17 protein-coding genes, 4 tRNA genes and 1 pseudogene are annotated in these 17,635 nt (G+C 36.4%); 3 read left to right on the plus strand and 19 right to left on the minus strand.

Annotated features, from left to right (window positions below):
* Positions 1–151: 151 nt before the first annotated feature.
* From VIO64_RS15545 to VIO64_RS15635, 19 genes and pseudogenes are all read right to left on the minus strand, one after another.
* Positions 152–1,021, minus strand: coding sequence for a stalk domain-containing protein (locus tag VIO64_RS15545; RefSeq protein WP_331919865.1), 870 nt, complete (start codon positions 1,019–1,021; stop codon positions 152–154).
* A gap of 48 nt (positions 1,022–1,069) precedes the next feature.
* Entirely contained in the window at positions 1,070–2,530 is a 1,461-nt protein-coding gene (locus tag VIO64_RS15550) for a copper amine oxidase N-terminal domain-containing protein (protein ID WP_331919867.1), read from the minus strand.
* Positions 2,531–2,966: 436 nt separating this feature from the next.
* Positions 2,967–3,128, minus strand: a complete 162-nt coding sequence (locus tag VIO64_RS15555; RefSeq protein WP_331919869.1) for a hypothetical protein — start codon at positions 3,126–3,128, stop codon at positions 2,967–2,969.
* Positions 3,129–3,516: 388 nt separating this feature from the next.
* The gene (locus VIO64_RS15560) at positions 3,517–3,723 is read right to left on the minus strand and encodes a hypothetical protein (protein WP_331919871.1); all 207 of its coding nucleotides are present in this window, start codon (positions 3,721–3,723) and stop codon (positions 3,517–3,519) included.
* A gap of 117 nt (positions 3,724–3,840) precedes the next feature.
* Positions 3,841–3,912, minus strand: a tRNA-Cys gene (locus tag VIO64_RS15565).
* Between the two features lie 59 nt (positions 3,913–3,971).
* A tRNA-Gly gene (locus VIO64_RS15570) sits at positions 3,972–4,043 on the minus strand.
* Between the two features lie 3 nt (positions 4,044–4,046).
* Positions 4,047–4,122, minus strand: a tRNA-Phe gene (locus VIO64_RS15575).
* A 5-nt stretch (positions 4,123–4,127) separates the two neighbouring features.
* Positions 4,128–4,204, minus strand: a tRNA-Asp gene (locus VIO64_RS15580).
* Positions 4,205–4,406: 202 nt separating this feature from the next.
* Positions 4,407–5,282 (minus strand): Hsp33 family molecular chaperone HslO, encoded by an 876-nt coding sequence (gene hslO / locus VIO64_RS15585; protein WP_331919873.1) that lies wholly within the window; start codon positions 5,280–5,282, stop codon positions 4,407–4,409.
* 162 nt (positions 5,283–5,444) lie between these two features.
* The gene (locus VIO64_RS15590; protein WP_036942702.1) at positions 5,445–5,648 is read right to left on the minus strand and encodes a cold-shock protein; all 204 of its coding nucleotides are present in this window, start codon (positions 5,646–5,648) and stop codon (positions 5,445–5,447) included.
* A gap of 116 nt (positions 5,649–5,764) precedes the next feature.
* The gene (locus VIO64_RS15595) at positions 5,765–6,091 is read right to left on the minus strand and encodes an MGMT family protein (protein ID WP_331919875.1); all 327 of its coding nucleotides are present in this window, start codon (positions 6,089–6,091) and stop codon (positions 5,765–5,767) included.
* Between the two features lie 13 nt (positions 6,092–6,104).
* Positions 6,105–6,848, minus strand: a complete 744-nt coding sequence (locus VIO64_RS15600; protein WP_331920011.1) for a class I SAM-dependent methyltransferase — start codon at positions 6,846–6,848, stop codon at positions 6,105–6,107.
* Between the two features lie 134 nt (positions 6,849–6,982).
* Positions 6,983–7,117, minus strand: a pseudogene (locus VIO64_RS15605) (small, acid-soluble spore protein, alpha/beta type); the annotation flags it as partial.
* A gap of 188 nt (positions 7,118–7,305) precedes the next feature.
* Positions 7,306–8,532 (minus strand): S41 family peptidase, encoded by a 1,227-nt coding sequence (locus VIO64_RS15610; RefSeq protein ID WP_331919879.1) that lies wholly within the window; start codon positions 8,530–8,532, stop codon positions 7,306–7,308.
* Positions 8,533–8,666: 134 nt separating this feature from the next.
* Positions 8,667–9,788, minus strand: coding sequence for a murein hydrolase activator EnvC family protein (locus tag VIO64_RS15615; protein WP_331919881.1), 1,122 nt, complete (start codon positions 9,786–9,788; stop codon positions 8,667–8,669).
* Between the two features lie 135 nt (positions 9,789–9,923).
* Positions 9,924–10,814, minus strand: a complete 891-nt coding sequence (gene ftsX, locus VIO64_RS15620; RefSeq protein WP_331919883.1) for a permease-like cell division protein FtsX — start codon at positions 10,812–10,814, stop codon at positions 9,924–9,926.
* Positions 10,783–11,490: a cell division ATP-binding protein FtsE gene (gene ftsE / locus VIO64_RS15625; RefSeq protein ID WP_331919885.1), complete on the minus strand. Its 708-nt coding sequence runs from the start codon at positions 11,488–11,490 to the stop codon at positions 10,783–10,785. Before ftsE ends, ftsX begins: the two co-directional genes overlap by 32 nt.
* A 24-nt stretch (positions 11,491–11,514) precedes the next feature.
* Positions 11,515–12,672 (minus strand): helix-turn-helix domain-containing protein, encoded by a 1,158-nt coding sequence (locus VIO64_RS15630; protein WP_331919887.1) that lies wholly within the window; start codon positions 12,670–12,672, stop codon positions 11,515–11,517.
* 278 nt (positions 12,673–12,950) lie between these two features.
* The gene (locus tag VIO64_RS15635; RefSeq protein ID WP_331919889.1) at positions 12,951–14,063 is read right to left on the minus strand and encodes a sn-glycerol-3-phosphate ABC transporter ATP-binding protein UgpC; all 1,113 of its coding nucleotides are present in this window, start codon (positions 14,061–14,063) and stop codon (positions 12,951–12,953) included.
* Between the two features lie 333 nt (positions 14,064–14,396).
* On the opposite strand from VIO64_RS15635, the gene argC reads away from it, so the two are divergent.
* Genes argC through VIO64_RS15650 form a run of 3 tightly spaced genes read left to right on the plus strand, consistent with a single transcriptional unit; the run spans position 14,397 to position 17,625 of the window.
* Positions 14,397–15,437 carry an N-acetyl-gamma-glutamyl-phosphate reductase gene (gene argC / locus VIO64_RS15640; protein WP_331919891.1) on the plus strand — a complete coding sequence of 347 codons (1,041 nt, stop codon included), beginning with the start codon at positions 14,397–14,399 and terminating at the stop codon, positions 15,435–15,437.
* Between the two features lie 29 nt (positions 15,438–15,466).
* A complete protein-coding gene (argB, locus tag VIO64_RS15645) occupies positions 15,467–16,381 on the plus strand; it encodes an acetylglutamate kinase (RefSeq protein WP_331919893.1) in 915 nt (304 codons plus the stop codon).
* A 41-nt stretch (positions 16,382–16,422) separates the two neighbouring features.
* On the plus strand, positions 16,423–17,625 hold the full coding sequence (locus VIO64_RS15650) for an aspartate aminotransferase family protein (RefSeq protein ID WP_331919895.1): 1,203 nt from the start codon (positions 16,423–16,425) through the stop codon (positions 17,623–17,625).
* The last annotated feature ends 10 nt before the right edge of the window (positions 17,626–17,635 follow it).

Below are 17,635 nucleotides of genomic sequence, written 5' to 3' on the forward strand. Positions count from 1 at the left end.
GTTTTTAAATTTTATAGTGTTCAGCCTTAAGAGGCTACTCTCTTTTTCTCTTGCACTACCCATTATTTTCTTATGGGTGCAAGCTATACCAGTAATGAATTTACATTGACTTTTTGCTGAAAATTTTTTGCAACACTAATGCTTTTATATATTACTTTTTAGCAAAATCCGGATCTGGTGTATCGGATGTTTTCACATACACATAGTAATTAGGTTTTTGACCTCTGACGGTATAATCACTACATTTCCATTGAATGAACATGAATGTTTTACCATCGAGCTGCTTTATTACATAAGATGAAATAGTAGTAATACCATCCATTGAACCAAAGACATACCCTTTAGTCCATTTTTCTGTCATACCTCCATCGCTCTTAATACAATATGATACTTCTCTACCGTCGTCATAGAAGTTATGAATACCCAACTGAACATATTTTCTACGGGTTATATCAGTTGAATCAAGTTGATCAGGTGAAGCAACAAAGTCAATTTGTTGCCATTCACCAACTACATCCTTATCCAATACGAATTTATAGTCCATAGAGTCATGCATACTGCCGTCTTTACCCTTTGTGACAGTGATCTTAGAGACAAGAGCATTAATCTGATCATCAAAAGAAGCTGTTGTATCCGGTATAGGAGTAGTAGCAGGTGTAGGTGTTACTGCCGAAGTAGTAGATGTTGTATCAGTTGAAGATACTACTTTATCAGTAATCTTAACTGATGCTGTAGTACCATCCCAAGTAACATCCTTACCCAGAGCATCAGCAATAGCTCTAACAGGTAAGTATGTAGTACCATCAACAGCAAATGGAGTAACGGCTTTGCCGTTAGAATCTTTATCGATTTTAACTCCATTAACATATACAGTGATGGGTTTACCACCAGATGTGAAACATGCCGTTATCTGTTTCACTACCTCTTTAGTAGCTGCCGCAAAAGCAGGTGTTGCTGTACAGACGATGAATGTGAGAATCATTCCGAGAGCTATATCCCCAATTTTGTTAAGTCTTTTCATTTCAATATCCTCCTTCGTATAATAAGTTTTGTTACTGGCATCAAATTATTATTTTGATACCAGATTACTGTTTTCATCCCTTGGAGCTGGAGGCGGTGCTGGTGTATCCGATGTTTTTACAAACACATAGTATTCAGAAATATTACCAGTTCTGACATAATCTCCATTCTTATGTTCTACTATCATAAACGTTTTACCATTAATGGTAGTTATGGCATAAGCAGAGATAAATTCACTATTCTCCAAACCAATGTATCCTTTAGTCCAGCGGCTATAGGAATCATAACGTTTTCCATTCGTTGTCCCGTGTTCATACATTATACCGTCATCATAAATACTGATACCAGACCAAGACGTCGGAGAATGTGGAGCGTCATTAGGATTAAAATGATAATACATATAAAGATAATCATATTTGTTAAAATATTGCCATTCACCGCCAGCATCCTTATCTGATGTGAAAGTATAATCCAATTTGTCATGCCATTTACCGTCAGCATCTATTGTAGTAGTAAGCTTTGCATTATCATCTTTAATACTCCCGGGCAAATTTACAGCAACACCATTAACTTTAAACGGTATTTGCCTGGCTCTCGGATCTGGCATATCAGAAGTTTTTATAAGCACTATGTAAAAAGGTTTTTGACCCCTGATGGTATAATTGTCACCCTTAAATTGTATAAACATAAATGTTTTACCGTTGAGGTGCTGTATTTCATAATGTGAAACGGTATATCCATTGCCCATAGAAGCGATATAACCTTTAGTCCAGGCAAGAGGCACAAATTCTTTATTTCCATCGGAATGAACACCGGTTACCATCATTCTTACGCATCCCATATAGAAGGTATAAGTAATGGGGTCCACAAAATCCCGTCTTGTCAACTCTATTGAATCAAATTTTTCAAGAGTTTCAACACTGTCAATTTCCCATGGCCATATATAACTTCTTTTTGTTGAATCGGTTCCATCAAAATCTTCAGGCGTTTTAACAAAGCCGATTTGTTCCCATTGCCCCATTGCATCCTTATCATCTTCGTAATCACCAACTTTTAGCACTTCATGAATAGCACCATTTTCATCTTTCGTAACAATAATATTTGGATCATTATCCTGATAAGTAGTAGTCTTGACTTTAGGAGTAGGTGTTGTCTTATCATCAGTTTTAATTGAAGTAGTGTCAGAAGTGGTTGCTGTTTTATCCGTAATCTTAACTGATGCAGTAGAACCATCCCAAGTAACGCCTTTCCCTAAGACGTCAGAGATAGCCCTAACAGGTAAGTATGTGGTCCCGTCAACAACAAACGGGGTAACAGCTTTACCGTTAGAATCTTTATCAACCTTAGTACCATTTACATAAAGGCTGATAGCTTTTCCACCGGAAGTGAAGCATGCTGTAAGTTGTTTGATTACCTCTTTAGCAGCCGCAGATGCAGGTGTAGTTGTACCAAGAATAAGTGCAAGTATTACACCAATTGACATGTAACCAAGCTTATTAATTTTTATCATTTTAGCCTCCCTTTTACTCAGCAACATTTTGCTACTGGCATCCAGTTGTTTTTTATAAATTCCATAAACCGGTTTTAATCGCTGCCATTCTTTTCTTTATTTCGGCAAAAGCATTGATTTTCAAAAGCATCGTTTTCAGTTTTTATTAAATTTTCCAGAAATCAGATTTTCTAATAAGAAAAAGATATGATGCTTTTCCGCTTTTCGTGTATATTTTTTAGGTCGTTTTTACACTCTTAATACTTACATTATCTGGATACAGGTATAGTAAAACCCACCTTGCTATCCAGTTTGCCATTTTAACATCTCCTTCGCAGTTATGTTAGTATATCATTGATTTACTAGCAAATTCATTAACCTTTGCAGCAGAATCACGGTATTTAAAAGAAGCTTAATAAGCATTCATATTTCACGTTTGAATAAAGCAATTAAATTTCTACAGTTTAAGCCATTTAACGTCTTTGGGTACATAACCGCGATCCTGTAATATAGAAGCAATTGCAACTTTCTTTAACATATTGCCTGTTTTATAATATTTATCAATCAGCTCACTGTCGCTTATGCCTTGGCATAGGCGTTTTCTTTTTCTTACGTTCAATTAGACAGTAATCATGTGAGATTACGAATACTATGCATTGATAGTAATACATGCTCCAATTTGCTGTTTTAGCATTAAGATTGTGCTTTCAGAATTTTTATTCTGCCGTTTTTATTGTTTTGCAAGAGATATTAATTTGACTTTGCCCCCGACGTTAAAGTGCTGAACTACAAAGTATTAAGTTCTATAACCTTAAGCAGTTCTTTAATACAATTTGTATCAACACAACGTATTCTACCTTCATCCCTTTTCTTTCTTAGCCCAATAGATAGGAGGGGATTAATTTGAATTGCTCCTTGTCCAATAAGCCAGTTAAATAAAGCATTTAGGTTACTATATGGTCTATTAAATTTAGCAGGACACGCATCTGATAGTGGTGTTAAGAAAGCTAATAACTCTTTTTTAGTATATCAATTTGCACTAAATTACCAGACTGTCTCATAAACCTTTCAAAAGTATTGTTATAAGCCCTAATTGTCAACTCTGACATCCCTTGTGCTGTCTTAAACTTAAGAAAATCACTCATAGCTTCATGAAGAGTCTCGTAATGATTATTTGTTACATTAGAAATGTTTTTTATACGTTTCCTTTGCATAGCAAAATACCCCTAAACTTTAATTTTAATTTGAAAGTTAAAAGGGTAAACCTTTATCCCTGATTGATTCGAGAGACATTAAAAAACCCACAGAACACATAATTCTGTAGGTTTGAGAGGCGCCACCCAGATTTGAACTGGGGAGTAAAGGTTTTGCAGACCTCTGCCTTACCACTTGGCTATGGCGCCATATCACTGAGACTAGACACTAGATCCTTACGGTTTCTAATTTCTAGTCTCAGTTGTAGAGCGGGTTACGAGATTTGAACTCGCGACTTTCACCTTGGCAAGGTGACACTCTACCGCTGAGTTAAACCCGCAAATGGTGCCCAGAGCCGGAATCGAACCAGCGACACGTGGATTTTCAGTCCACTGCTCTACCGACTGAGCTATCTGGGCATTTATGGCGACCCGGAAGGGGCTCGAACCCTCGACCTCCAGCGTGACAGGCTGGCATTCTAACCAACTGAACTACCGGGCCAAATTAAATCGTCTAACTTAGAACTTGATGCTTTTGGTGCTTCAACTCATCATCAGCCACAAGCGACAATTGATAGTATACTCAAATAAATTCATAATGTCAACACTAAATTTAATTATTATTGTAAATTATATCTCTATTACTAGCTATTATTTAATATTTCTAATTAATACTTACAAATTCACAATTTCTATATTAATCCTTAAAGCCTCTCAACAATATCCTTCAAATCTTGCTCGGTAAATTGATATTTTTCATTGCAGAAATGACAGACCAGCTCTGCATGATGTTGTTCGTTTATTATGTCATTTATCTCATCTTTCCCCAAGCTGACCAAGCCTGCTTCCATGCGATCCCTAGAGCAGTTGCAAAGATATTTGCACTGTCCCATTTCAGTAACCTTGGGGCTTAAGCCTTCAAGTATAACATTTAAAATATCCTCGGCCTTTTCATTCTTTAAAAGCTCTGATACCGGAGGTATGGTCTTAATTCTTTTTTCCAGATCATCAATAATCCCCTCATCGGCATCCGGCATAACTTGAATGAAGAATCCGCCGGAATTTATTATACTCTCATCCGAGTCAACCTGTACACCAAGTGATACAATAGTTGGGATCTGTTCTGAATAATAGAAATAACAGGATAAATCCTCAGCTATTTCTCCTGACACCAGATTAACGTATCCAACATATGGCTCTTTAAGGCCTAAATCTTTTATTATGTTAAGGTACCCTGGTTTTCCGACAGCCGAAGCAATATCCAGTCTGCCTTCATCGGTAAAAATGTTGTCCACCTGAGGATTGTAAACATATCCTCTTACATTTGATTTGGAATCCGCTACAACTACTATTCCCTCTATAGGGCCGCTGCCCTTCACCTGTATTGTTATTATGTCTTTTTCACCCTTTAGTGTCTTGGACATTAAAGCAGCTGCCGTCAATGTTCTTCCCAATGCGACAGAAGCAATTGCAGTAAGGTTGTGTACCCTGCTTGCTTCCCTTACCATATCGGTTGTGTCGGCCATAAATACCCTCAGCTTGCCGTCAGCTGCTGTGCCGCTTATTATATAATCCTGCATGCTATTATATAGTCCTTTCAAACTTATATTATATGTTTTGTAATAAATTGTTTCTTACAATATATATTTTAAAAATATATATTAAAAAATTGAAAACCCCGATATAAATTATACCGGGGTAGATAAGGCTCATTACCGTTTTAGTTTCGGTGTTGAACTAAATTAATTAGCTCTCTGAACTTTAGCAGCCTGAGGACCTTTAGCTCCTTCAACTACTTCAAATTCAACTTCTGCACCTTCCTCAAGTGTCTTAAAGCCGTCCATGTTTATTGCCGAAAAATGAACAAATACGTCATTTCCGCCATCTCTTTCGATGAATCCGAATCCTTTTTCAGCATTAAACCACTTTACTCTTCCTCTTTCCATCTAGAACTCCTCCTGAAATAAATACTAGTTTTGTAGGCATATTGCATGCCTCATCAATTCTACAACATTTTATCACACTATTCAACAGCTTGTCAAGAACAATAAAGAACATAAAGTCAAGAGCCAATATTTTCTTCATCGCATCTCCACAAATATATGCCTAAATTTATTTTTTCATTCATATCAAATATTATACCTTCCTTAATAAGAAGATCTTTCTGTGCTTCTCTTCCTCCAAATGCAAATCCTCCGGCTAGTTCCCCATGCCTGTTTACAACTCTGTGACAAGGCACATCTCCTTTATATGGATTTGAATGCAGTGCCCATCCCACAATTTTGGATTTTTTGGGTTCGCCCGCCATTCTTGCAATCTGACCATATGTTGCCACTTTTCCCTTGGGAATTTTTCTAACTATTTCATATACACGCTCAAAAAAACCCATTATCCAAACCTCCTCACTGTGACTTTCTACATACAAAGAAAATCCTTTCACTTTCTGTTTCCGGTTTTCTAAAGGAGAATTGGTCATATATACCTAAAAGCTCCATACCTTTTATACTTGATATTAGTGTTTTTAGTTCTGCTATAGAATAAGCCCTTTCATAATGGAGTTCATCAAACCTGTCATATTTACCCTGATTTTCTACAAAAAAAGTTAAATCAAATTCACATATTCTCTTAGATCTATTATAATTATTTGCCCATATGTACGTAATATCCTTGCCTACTTCATATAATACATTATTTCCCAGAGTGTTTTCCAGTTTAAATTCTGAATTTATATCAAAAATTAATAATCCACCTGGATTTAGGTAGTTTGCAGCAAGCTTGAAAAAATTTTTAAGTTTTCTCTTATCGGTAATATAATTTATAGTATCCATTAAACATAATGCAGCATCAACAGTTCCATACAATTCAAACTCAGTTATATCCTGGTTTAGGTATAATATGTCAAGTCCTTTCTCCTTGCTCTTTTCAGATGCACACGAAAGCATTTCGCAAGACAGGTCTACTCCTATCATTTCATAGCCCTTTTCGGCAAGATTGATGCAAACACTTCCGGTACCGCACCCTAAATCAAGCATTAATGAAGGCTTACAACTATATTTTTTGAATATACTCTCAATATAATCCGACCATTTTTTGTAATCCACATCATACATCAGCTTGTCATAAACATATGCAAAATTATTGTAAATAACACTTCCCCCTTATACCACTTTTAAAATATATGAACAAAATCATGAAATGATTTTGTCAACCTTGATGTTGTCATAAGAAATTGTGGTGTAGCATACACCATAATTTCCTAGACATTTAAAAAGTCAGCAAATCAAGCTTGCTGACTTTCTCCTGCATAATATAGCTTCTTTCTTTTTGAGACTATTCCGCCAATTCTTCCGGTTTCCTTCGCAGTCAGGCCCTTCCACCCAAGTTTTTTCACCTTTTCGCTTAAGCCCAATTCGGCTACAACCTGATTTTTTATTATTTCTTCAATTTTCTCCACAAATCCACCTCCATAAAAGAAGTACAAAATCGCTTTATACGCTTTTCATTTAGTCATGATCAAAAAATAACTTCCGCTATAAATTTTTCATTCATGCCTTAGTATGTGGAAATGTGCTGGTTTTATACAATATTTATATATAATACAAACTATTTAACTTGCTCTTTAATATAATCGACTGCTTTTTTAAACTGGACATCCTTTTCTCTAGGAATATGTGACACCGGATAATCCTTGTACTCGTCAAGGGACTCTATCTTTAAATCGGGCTCTATGCCAATACCTTGAATACATTTGCCGGAAGGGGTAAAGTACCTTGAAACCGTTACCTTCAACCCTGAACCGTCTTTAAAACCATAAACCTGCTGAACCAAGCCTTTTCCAAATGTCTTTGTGCCTATTAATTTACCCTTTTGGTGATCCTTGATAGCTCCCGATAATACCTCGGAGGCACTTGCACTATTACCATTAACAAGCACTGCCATCGGATAACCAAACTGCCTGTCATCAGACAATTTTTCATCCCTTTTTTTATTTTTGTCCTCTGTATAAACTATAAGACCTTTTGGTAATAGCCTGTCGGCGATTTCTACAACCTGCTCATAGTCACCCCCAGGATCATCCCTTACATCTATAATAAGACCTTTTAGCCCTTTGTCTAAAAGTTCATTTAAGGCTCTACTGAAATACGAATATGCATCATTGTCAAACATAAGAATCCTGATATAACCAATATTTCCTTCTAGCATTTCCCACTTTATGTTTGAAACTTTTATTTTTTTCCTGATAATATCAAGGTCTATGGACTTTTCTTCCGATGGTCTGTAAATTGTAACTTTAACTGTAGTATTTTCTTTTCCCTTAATCATTTTAATGATGAGATTCTCGTCTTTTATTGAAGTTACATCTTTTCCGTCAACTTTAATAATTTTATCGCCTTGTGTAAGCCCTGCCTTTTTAGCCGGCGATCCCTCAAAGGCCTCCACAATAGTCAATATCCCGTCATTATCCATTATTACATTCATACCGATACCAACGTATTCTCCCTCAGTGCGTTCGGAAAAACTGCTCATTTGTTCCTTTGTAAAATATACGGTATAGGGATCCTTCAATGCATCTGTCATGCCCGTGATGGCCCCCTCAAGCATCTTGTTTTCGTCAACCTTGTCATAATAGGTATTTTTTAGTATTCCTTTTATTTGATTAAATTTTTCTACACTTTCCTTATCAACTTCTTTTTTATCGAATGAGACATTATTTCCGCTACCCATCAAATTAAACCCATTAAACAGAAAGAATGTCAATATAAACGTAATTACTGCTGTCACAAATACCAAAGATATCATCCCTGCAACTATACTTTTTTCATTATTCAAAACATAACACTCCTTAGGTAGTTTATTAATATAATAATATGCATCAAAAAACACTTATAAACCCAGACTTATCCGGGTTTATATATTGTGACAACAATGTAGGGCGTTTCAGCCGTTTTTTAATGTATAAAAAATTAACGTGCATATTGGAGGGGGTTAACTGTAGCCCCATTTCTTCTTACTTCAAAATGCAAATGTGGTCCTGTAGACAATCCTGTACTTCCAACTTTAGCTATAACTGCTCCAGCATCCACGCTTTGTCCCGTACTCACCAAAAGCTTACTGCAGTGAGCATATAAGGTTGCAATCCCTCCGCCATGATCAATAATTACAGTATTACCATATCCGCTTTGCCACCCTGCTACAATAACAACGCCCTTATTTGCAGCTACAATTGAAGATCCTGATGATGCTCCAATGTCTATTCCAGTATGCATTTTATACTTTTTCAATACAGGATGGAACCTGTTGCCATAATAGGAAGTTATACTGTGGGAACTCGGTGCAGGCCAAATCATATTGCCGCCAATGTACTTTACTTTTCGTTGAAGAGACCTGATCTGACTTTCCAATTCCTTGGATTTTTTGATAAGCTCGTCTTCCTGCTCATCAAGCTTTTCAAGCTTATCGTTTATCTCTCTGATCTCATTTTCCAAATCAGCCCTTGATGCTTTAAGGCTTTCAATTTGCTTTTTCTTTTTGCCGATCATACTTTCTTTATCAAGCTTCATTTTTTCCTTGAGGCTTTTTTTATATTCAATATCGGATTTAGCTCGTTTAATTTCTTCAATAAGCTCCTTATCCTTTTTTGATATGGCTTGCATGTATTTAAGCCTTGCAAAAAAGTCTGTAATATTTTTTGATTTCAGTATGGTATTTGTCTTTCCATAGCTGGCATTCTCATACATTACCTTTAGCCTGGTCTTAAACAGCTCTTCCTGTTTTTTATAGTTCTCCAGTGTCTCATCGATAGAATTCTGGATTTCCTCAATTTCCTTCTCAAGGTTCTCTTTTTCAGCTATAAGCTCTTGGTATTCGGTACTTTTAGTATTCTGCACCTCTGTTATGTATTTTTTCTCATCAATTGCAGACCTAAGCTTGCTTTGCTCCTGCTTTTTCTGCTTGCTTATACTGTTTATTTTGCTGTTTATATTTTCTCTTTGTCTCTTTGTATCACTGAGCTTGTCTGCAGTAGAAGATAATGCAGTAGCTAAAATCATTATAACTATAAGAGTAATAGAAACCTGCTTTTTCATAACAGCCTCCTCGTCATATTAAAACCATAACTAATCTTACATTTGCACTAAATTGATTAGTGCAAATGTAAGATTAGTGATTTTAAGTTTGATTTATCATCAGTAAAATTTATATTTATGCACCCTTATACATATTTATACACGAAGGTATTTTCTTATAGATATACCGCTTCCAATCCCTCCGACCAAAATTCCTATAATACAATAGGAACCGACAACATAAAGCACAATTGAATTGATGCTTACAAAGCTAAGGCTTTCACCCAAAACACCTTTGCTGAGCTGGGCATCAATAGTGCTGTAACAATAGTAGGTTATTATAAATGATATTACAGCTCCTACAAAGCCTATTATAATACCTTCAACAATAAATGGCAAGCGGATAAACCAATCTGTTGCACCTATATATTTCATTATATTGATTTCTTTTCTCCGTGCAAAAACCGTAAGCTTTATTGTGTTGGATATAATAAATACCGAAACGCATAAAAGTATTGCCAAAAGAAGCATGCTGATGATTCTTGCCCAGTAAGATATATTGGATAATTGATCTACATTTTCCTCCAGAAAACCTATACTTTCAACACCTTTTGTGCTTCTAAATGTGTCTACTGTACTTTTTATATGCTCAGAATCTTTTATTTTAATAATAAAGGATTCCGGAAGAAAGCTGCCGTCATAGCCCTCCAATATACTGCCGTCTTCCAAAAGCTCTTTGCATCTTGCCAAAGCCTCTTCCTTTGTGACCCTCCTGACATCTGAAACATTGCTGTTCATTCTTATATTTGCCTCTATATCCTTTACCTGTGTTTCGTCGAGATTTGGGTCGCAGTATACTTCAATCTGAAGCTGCTTTACCATCATATCGTCTATCTTAAATTTCAGATTCATGCTAATTATAAGAAAAATACCAAAAACAAGCAGTGATGCAGTTACTATAACTATAGATGCAAGAGACATTAACTTATTTCTGTATGCATTTATAATACCGTCTTTAATTATATATTTGGTGGTTCGTATCTTCATCTTTGTATTGACCTTTCTCCTGATCCCTTATAATTTCTCCTTTTGAAAGTGCGATAACCCTTTTTTTCATTGTATCAACTATATTTTTCTCATGCGTAGCGACAACCACAGTGGTCCCCATCTGATTAATTTCCTCCAGAAGCTTCATAATTCCCCATGAAGTCTCTGGGTCAAGATTTCCCGTCGGTTCATCTGCTACAAGCAATACTGGATTATTTACCAAAGCCCGTGCAAGAGCAACTCTTTGCTGTTCCCCACCCGAGAGCTGATTTGGATAGGCCTTGGCCTTATTGCTTAGCCCTACCAAACCCAGTACCATCGGAACACGCCTTCTTATTTCTTTTGGGGATGCCTCTACAATCTGCATTGCGAATGCAACATTCTCATAAACAGTTTTTCCTGAAAGGAGCCTAAAATCCTGAAAAACCACACCAATGCTCCTTCTAAAAAAAGGTATTTCCTTTCTGCCCATTGTGGTAACATTAAAACCATTAACACTTACAGTACCATCTGAAACTTCCTCTTCCCTTAAAATCAGCTTAATCATTGTGGACTTACCTGATCCGCTTTGTCCTATAAAAAACGCAAAATCGCCTTTATTTATTTTTAAATTTATACCGGCAAGTGCCAAAGTGCCGTTTTGATATATTTTTGTAACATTTTCAAAGTTTATCACAACAACTCTCCTTAAAAATGAGCTTTAGTTCCTATTATTCTTTATCTGCTCTTCATTATAGTCCAAATATTTTTTCACCATCAATGCTATTTTGAAAATAACAGCTTCGTTAAATATCCTAATATCAAGCCCTGTCAATCTTTGAACCTTATCCAGTCTGTATACTACCGAGTTTCTGTGTAAGTACAAAGCCCTTGCAGTTTCCGAAACATTCTGGTTATTTTCAAAAAATTTAAGTGCTGTCACTACGGTATCATTGTCCAGCTTTTCTTTTGATTCGCCCTTAGAGTCATTTCTATGATCATTATCATGAAATTTGGATTCGCCGGAAAACACTTCGTTTAAGAACAGCTTGCAAAGGATAGGCGGAAGCTGGTAAATCAACCTGCCTATGCCCAAATTATTGTAGTTTATAATATTCTTATCATTTTCAAAGATCCCTCCGATTGATATTGCGGACTGGGCCTCCTTGTATGAGTTTTTTACTTCCATTATGTTATCGGCAATGGAACCTATACCTATACTTGCATTAATCATTACCTCTGCACTTAATGTATCAAGTATGGTTCTGGCTATAGAATCAATTTCACTTGCATCATCCCTGTTTTTTAATTCTTTTATCAGTACAATATTTACTTCGTCCACAACAACAACAAAATCCCTTGCTTTGTTGGGGAATAATTTGGATACCACGTCATAAACCATTTCGCAAACAGACATATCTTTGGTGTTCTCTGTTCTTATAAGTATTGCAACCCTTGCCGCATTGTTGGAAAGATGCAATTCCCTGGATTTCTGGAGCACATCACTGGGCAGAATATTATCAAGTATTATATTTTTAATAAAAGTCCCTTTATCAAGCTTTTCTTCATGCGATAAATTAGCATTCATTATATTTATCGTAATTAATGAAAGAAACTTAATTCCCAATTCTCCATCCATAGCCAAAAAAACCATGTTTTCAAGCTTATTTCGATTTAATATTTTTTGGTATGAGTATCCTGAAATACTTTTTATTTTTTCATCAGACTCAATAATATAGGCTGCATTCTCATCTATGTCTCCAATCCTGGATTCATCGGAGCATGCTATGATAACACCGGTTTCATCTAATACCCCAAACTCGGCATCTACTGTTTCTCTAATTTGATAGACAAGGCTCTGATATATCTTTGACTGCATATCTATCCACCTCAGCAATAATATATTTTGTATAGTATTATGAATAAATTGTGTTCAATTTGTATTTCATCCTTTTAAATAATTATACACTAAATAAACAAAATCGCAACGCGATTTTGTTTCCTTGAAAGACCGTCGTGAGAAATTGTGGTGTAGAATACACCATAATTTCCTAGACATAGCAAAATCGCAACGTAAAACATATACACATTACAAAAGGAGAAGATTAAATTTAATCTTCTCCTTAATTTAAAGGTATTTAAAGGTGATCGTAGTAATTAGTTCATTATTGTTTTTTCTGTTTCTTTGTCAAACAGGTGTATTCTGTTTGTATCAAAAGCTATCTTTATGATATCTCCAGCTCTTGCTTTTGTTCTTGGGTTAACCCTTGCTGTAAAGTCAACATCATCAACTACCATATAAAGGTAAGTTTCAGAACCAAGATTTTCTGTCAATTCAATTCTTGCTTCAACTAAACTGTCTGACATCTGATCAAGGAAAGCTGGCTCATCATGTAAACATTCAGGCCTGATACCTAAAATAACTTCCTTGCCGATATAGTCTGTTCCTTCAAGCTTCTTTGCCTTTCCTTCAGGCAGCTTGATTATATCCTTACCGAAAGTAAGGTATATACCGTCGCCTCTTTTTTCAACCTTTGCATTTATAAAGTTCATTTGAGGGCTTCCTATGAATCCTGCAACGAACATATTGCATGGTCTTTCGTAAAGTGCTTGAGGAGTATCTATCTGCTGTACATAACCGTCTTTCATAACAACTATTCTTGTACCCATTGTCAAGGCTTCTGTCTGGTCATGTGTAACGTATATAAAAGTTGTCTGGAGCTTCTGATGGAGCTTGTTGATTTCTGTTCTCATCTGAACCCTTAACTTTGCATCAAGGTTTGAGAGAGGCTCATCCATTAAGAATACTTTAGGTTCACGAACTATAGCACGGCCTAACGCAACCCTCTGTCTCTGACCACCGGATAACGCCTTTGGTCTTCTGTCTAACAAATGTTCTATATCAAGAATCTTCGCTGCTTCATGAACCCTTCTCTTTATTTCATCCTTTGGTATTTTTCTAAGTCTCAAACCGAAGGACATGTTTTCGAAAACTGTCATGTGAGGATACAAAGCATAGTTCTGGAAAACCATCGCTATATCTCTGTTTTTAGGGTCTACATCGTTAACAAGCTTATCGCCTATGTACAGCTCGCCTTCGGATATATCTTCTAAACCTGCAATCATTCTGAGTGTAGTAGTTTTTCCGCAACCTGAAGGTCCAACCAATATGATGAATTCCTTATCTTCTATATCCATATTGAAATCATTAACAGCTGTAACACCACCAGCATATCTTTTGTATACATTTTTCAGCTTAACACTAGCCATTTTTTCTCCTCCTATTGAGTTAAATACGATTATAATAATTTTACAAGTTCACAATACTACTATAACATTTATAATAGAATTTTAACAGACATACTTCTTAACAAATTTTATCGCATCTACTTGGTCAATTTGCATAAATATCTTGTTTAAAGCCGTATACATATATAAAACATGTTACCTAAACTATTAATTCAAATAAAATATTGAATTTTTATGCATCAGGATGTATAATTATGTAATAGTTGAGTATTATAAATTTCTCACGACAACGATCAAGATCGATAAAATCATTTCATGATTTTATTCATAATATTGTTTTACAGGAGGTTGTTTATGATTAATGTAGGAATTATAGGTGCCACAGGATATGTTGGAATTGAAATTTTAAGGCTTCTTCAAAAACATCCTGGCATAAGGGTTACTTCTATCGTATCTCAAAACTTTGTTGGGCAAAAAGTTTCCGATATATATCCAACATTGAGAAACGTTTTTGATATGGAATGTGATGCACTGGATATAGAAAGCATTTCTAAAAAAGCTGACATTTTTATTACAGCACTTCCCCATGGTGTATCAAAGGAAGTTATTCCAAAACTTATAGCTCTTGATAAAAGAGTCATAGACCATAGTGGAGACTTCAGGTATAAAGATGTAACAGTTTATGAAAAGTGGTATGGTATCACACACCAGATGCCTGAGCTTCTTGAAATGTCAGTATATGGATTGCCTGAGCTGTACCGTGATAAAATAAAAGATGCAAAAATTGTTGGAAATCCCGGCTGCTATCCCACATGTTCAATACTTGGCATAGCACCGCTTTTGAGAAACAATATTATAGATACCAGGAATATAATAATAGACGCTGCTTCAGGAGTTACGGGTGCAGGACGCAGCACGGATCTTCCATATCAGTTCTGCGAGTGTACCGAAAATTATAAGGCATACAAGGTTTCTAACCACAGGCATACATCTGAAATAGAGCAGGAATTGAGTTTTCTCGCAAATGAAGACATTTTGATTTCATTCACTCCCCACCTTGTTCCAATGAAAAGGGGAATGCTCTGTACATCATATGCCAATTTGAAAAATGAAACATCCACAAGTGAACTTATAAATATGTATAAAGAGTTTTATAAAGACGAATATTTTGTAAGGGTGTTGGATGAAGGCAAGCTTCCCGAAACAAAATTTACTGCCGGGTCAAACTTTATTGACATCAGCGTGGTTGTAGACAAAAGGCTAAACAGAGTGGTAGTACTTTCATGCCTTGATAACCTTGGTAAAGGAGCATCCGCTCAAGCTGTGCAAGACCTTAATATCATGTGCGGATATGATGAAAAAACCGGCCTCGAAGCACCCGGATTGTACTTGTAATAATTTTATTAAAATCAGGAGGAACATTAATGTATAAATCTATGGAAGCCATAATTAAAAAAGCAGAGATTCTAATAGAAGCTCTTCCATATATACAAAAGCTTAACGGAAAAACTGTCGTAATAAAATACGGCGGTAATGCAATGATCAATGAGGAATTAAAAAACTCGGTAATGGAAGACATTACGCTATTAAAATATATAGGTGTCAACCCTGTGGTGGTTCATGGGGGCGGACCAGACATAAACAAGGCACTTAACAGCTTTAATATAAAAAGTGAATTTATAAATGGCCTCCGTGTAACCGATTCAGCTACGATGGAAGTTGCACAGATGGTTCTGGTGGGTAAAACCAACAAGGAAATAGTCTCCCTTTTAAACCAAAAAGGTGGTAAAGCCATAGGTCTATGCGGTATAGATGGCAATCTCATAGAGTGCGAGCAGTATACCACAACAGTTGACGGCAAAGAAACCGACCTGGGATATGTAGGCAAAATCACCAATATAAACTCCAAGGTTTTGGATATAATAGCCAAGGATGAATATATCCCCGTTGTTGCACCCATAGGTGTGGGCAAAGACGGTAGAAGCTATAACATCAACGCAGACACTGTAGCAGGTGAAATTGCTGCATATTTAAAAGCGGAGAAGCTTATGCTTTTAACTGATGTGGAGGGGGTAAAAACTTCAAAGGACAGCACTGAAATACTATCAGCACTTACAACCAACGAAGTGCATGAATTAATTGATAAGAAAATAATCCAGGGTGGAATGATTCCCAAAGTATTAGGATGTATAGATGCCCTCGAAAAGGGAGTTGGCAGAACCCATATAATTGACGGCAGAATACCTCACTGTATTCTACTTGAGATATTTACTTATAAAGGCATCGGTACTATGATTATGAAGGAAAAGGTACTGTATCACAACAACGAAATGCTCTAAAACATGAAATGCACACTATATTTCGATCGGAGGTTTTAACCATGGAATTGAATGAAATTATGGAACTTGACAAAAAATACTTTGTAAATACATTTGGCAGCAGAACCCCTGTATGCTTTGAATACGGTAAAGGCATAAACTTATGGAGCACAGACGGCAAGAAATATACAGATCTTTTTGCAGGAATTGCAGTAAGTGCTTTGGGCCATTCACACCCCAACCTTGTTGATGCTATAAAGACGCAGGCTGAAAAATTTATACACTGCTCAAATCTCTATTACATTGAGCCCCAGGCAAAGCTTGCAAAGGCTCTTGTTGAAAACTCATGTGCAGATAAAGTTTTCTTTTCAAACAGCGGAGCAGAAGCCAATGAGGCAGCTATTAAACTTGCACGAATTTACTTTAAGAAAAAGGGAATGCCTGAAAAATACGAGATCATAACCCTTGAAAAATCCTTCCACGGAAGGACTCTTGCCACCATCGCAGCTACAGGCCAGGATAAGTATCAAAAACCATACTGCCCACTTACACCATCATTTACCAGTGTCCCTGCAAATGATCTGGAAGCATTAAAAAATGCCATAAATGAAAACACCTGTGCCGTTATGTTGGAACCAATTCAGGGAGAAGGCGGAATAAATCTCCTTTCACCTGAGTATATGAAAGGCGTTAGGGAGCTATGCGATAAGGAAGGCATTTTCCTCATTCTTGACGAGGTCCAATCAGGACTTGGAAGGACTGGAAAACTCCTTGCATATCAACACTTCGATATTGAGCCCGATATATTTACGCTTGCAAAGGCATTAGGCGGAGGATTCCCAATTGGTGCAATGTGTGCCAAAGATCATGTTGCCAAGGCTTTTGAGCCCGGAGATCACGGTTCAACCTTTGGGGGCAACCCTCTTGCATGTGCGGCAGGCCTTGCAGTAGTGGAAACCATGCTGAATGAAAAGCTTGTTGAAAACTCAGCAAAAATGGGAGATTACTTTATAGAACAGCTTTGCAGTTTAAAAGAAAAATATAGCTTCATATCCGACATAAGGGGAAAAGGCCTTATGATAGGAATCGAAGTAAGCAACGGTAAGGCAAAAGAACTTGTTACAGCATGTTTTGAAAGCGGTTATCTTGTAGGAAATGTGGGGCCTGGGATTATGAGGGTTCTTCCTCCTCTAATCGTGAGCAAGGAAGACATTGACGGCTTCATAAACGTATTTGATATTATATTATCCCGCTTTTCCAACTAAATTTGTAGTT

The sequence above is a fragment of the Pseudobacteroides sp. genome (assembly GCF_036567765.1).
GTDB lineage: Bacteria > Bacillota > Clostridia > Acetivibrionales > DSM-2933 > Pseudobacteroides.

Excerpts from the sequence above, each read along its gene's own strand:
- argB (WP_331919893.1), top strand. The coding sequence starts at position 15,467 with ATGTATAAATCTATGGAAGCCATAATTAAAAAAGCAGAGATTCTAATA.
- VIO64_RS15590 (WP_036942702.1), bottom strand. The coding sequence starts at position 5,648 with ATGGAAAGAGGAAGAGTAAAGTGGTTTAATGCTGAAAAAGGATTCGGA.
- VIO64_RS15635 (WP_331919889.1), bottom strand. The coding sequence starts at position 14,063 with ATGGCTAGTGTTAAGCTGAAAAATGTATACAAAAGATATGCTGGTGGT.
- VIO64_RS15595 (WP_331919875.1), bottom strand. The coding sequence starts at position 6,091 with ATGGGTTTTTTTGAGCGTGTATATGAAATAGTTAGAAAAATTCCCAAG.
- hslO (WP_331919873.1), bottom strand. The coding sequence starts at position 5,282 with ATGCAGGATTATATAATAAGCGGCACAGCAGCTGACGGCAAGCTGAGG.
- VIO64_RS15560 (WP_331919871.1), bottom strand. The coding sequence starts at position 3,723 with ATGCAAAGGAAACGTATAAAAAACATTTCTAATGTAACAAATAATCAT.
- VIO64_RS15630 (WP_331919887.1), bottom strand. The coding sequence starts at position 12,672 with ATGCAGTCAAAGATATATCAGAGCCTTGTCTATCAAATTAGAGAAACA.
- ftsX (WP_331919883.1), bottom strand. The coding sequence starts at position 10,814 with ATGAAGATACGAACCACCAAATATATAATTAAAGACGGTATTATAAAT.
- VIO64_RS15650 (WP_331919895.1), top strand. The coding sequence starts at position 16,423 with ATGGAATTGAATGAAATTATGGAACTTGACAAAAAATACTTTGTAAAT.
- VIO64_RS15545 (WP_331919865.1), bottom strand. The coding sequence starts at position 1,021 with ATGAAAAGACTTAACAAAATTGGGGATATAGCTCTCGGAATGATTCTC.
- argC (WP_331919891.1), top strand. The coding sequence starts at position 14,397 with ATGATTAATGTAGGAATTATAGGTGCCACAGGATATGTTGGAATTGAA.
- VIO64_RS15550 (WP_331919867.1), bottom strand. The coding sequence starts at position 2,530 with ATGATAAAAATTAATAAGCTTGGTTACATGTCAATTGGTGTAATACTT.
- VIO64_RS15615 (WP_331919881.1), bottom strand. The coding sequence starts at position 9,788 with ATGAAAAAGCAGGTTTCTATTACTCTTATAGTTATAATGATTTTAGCT.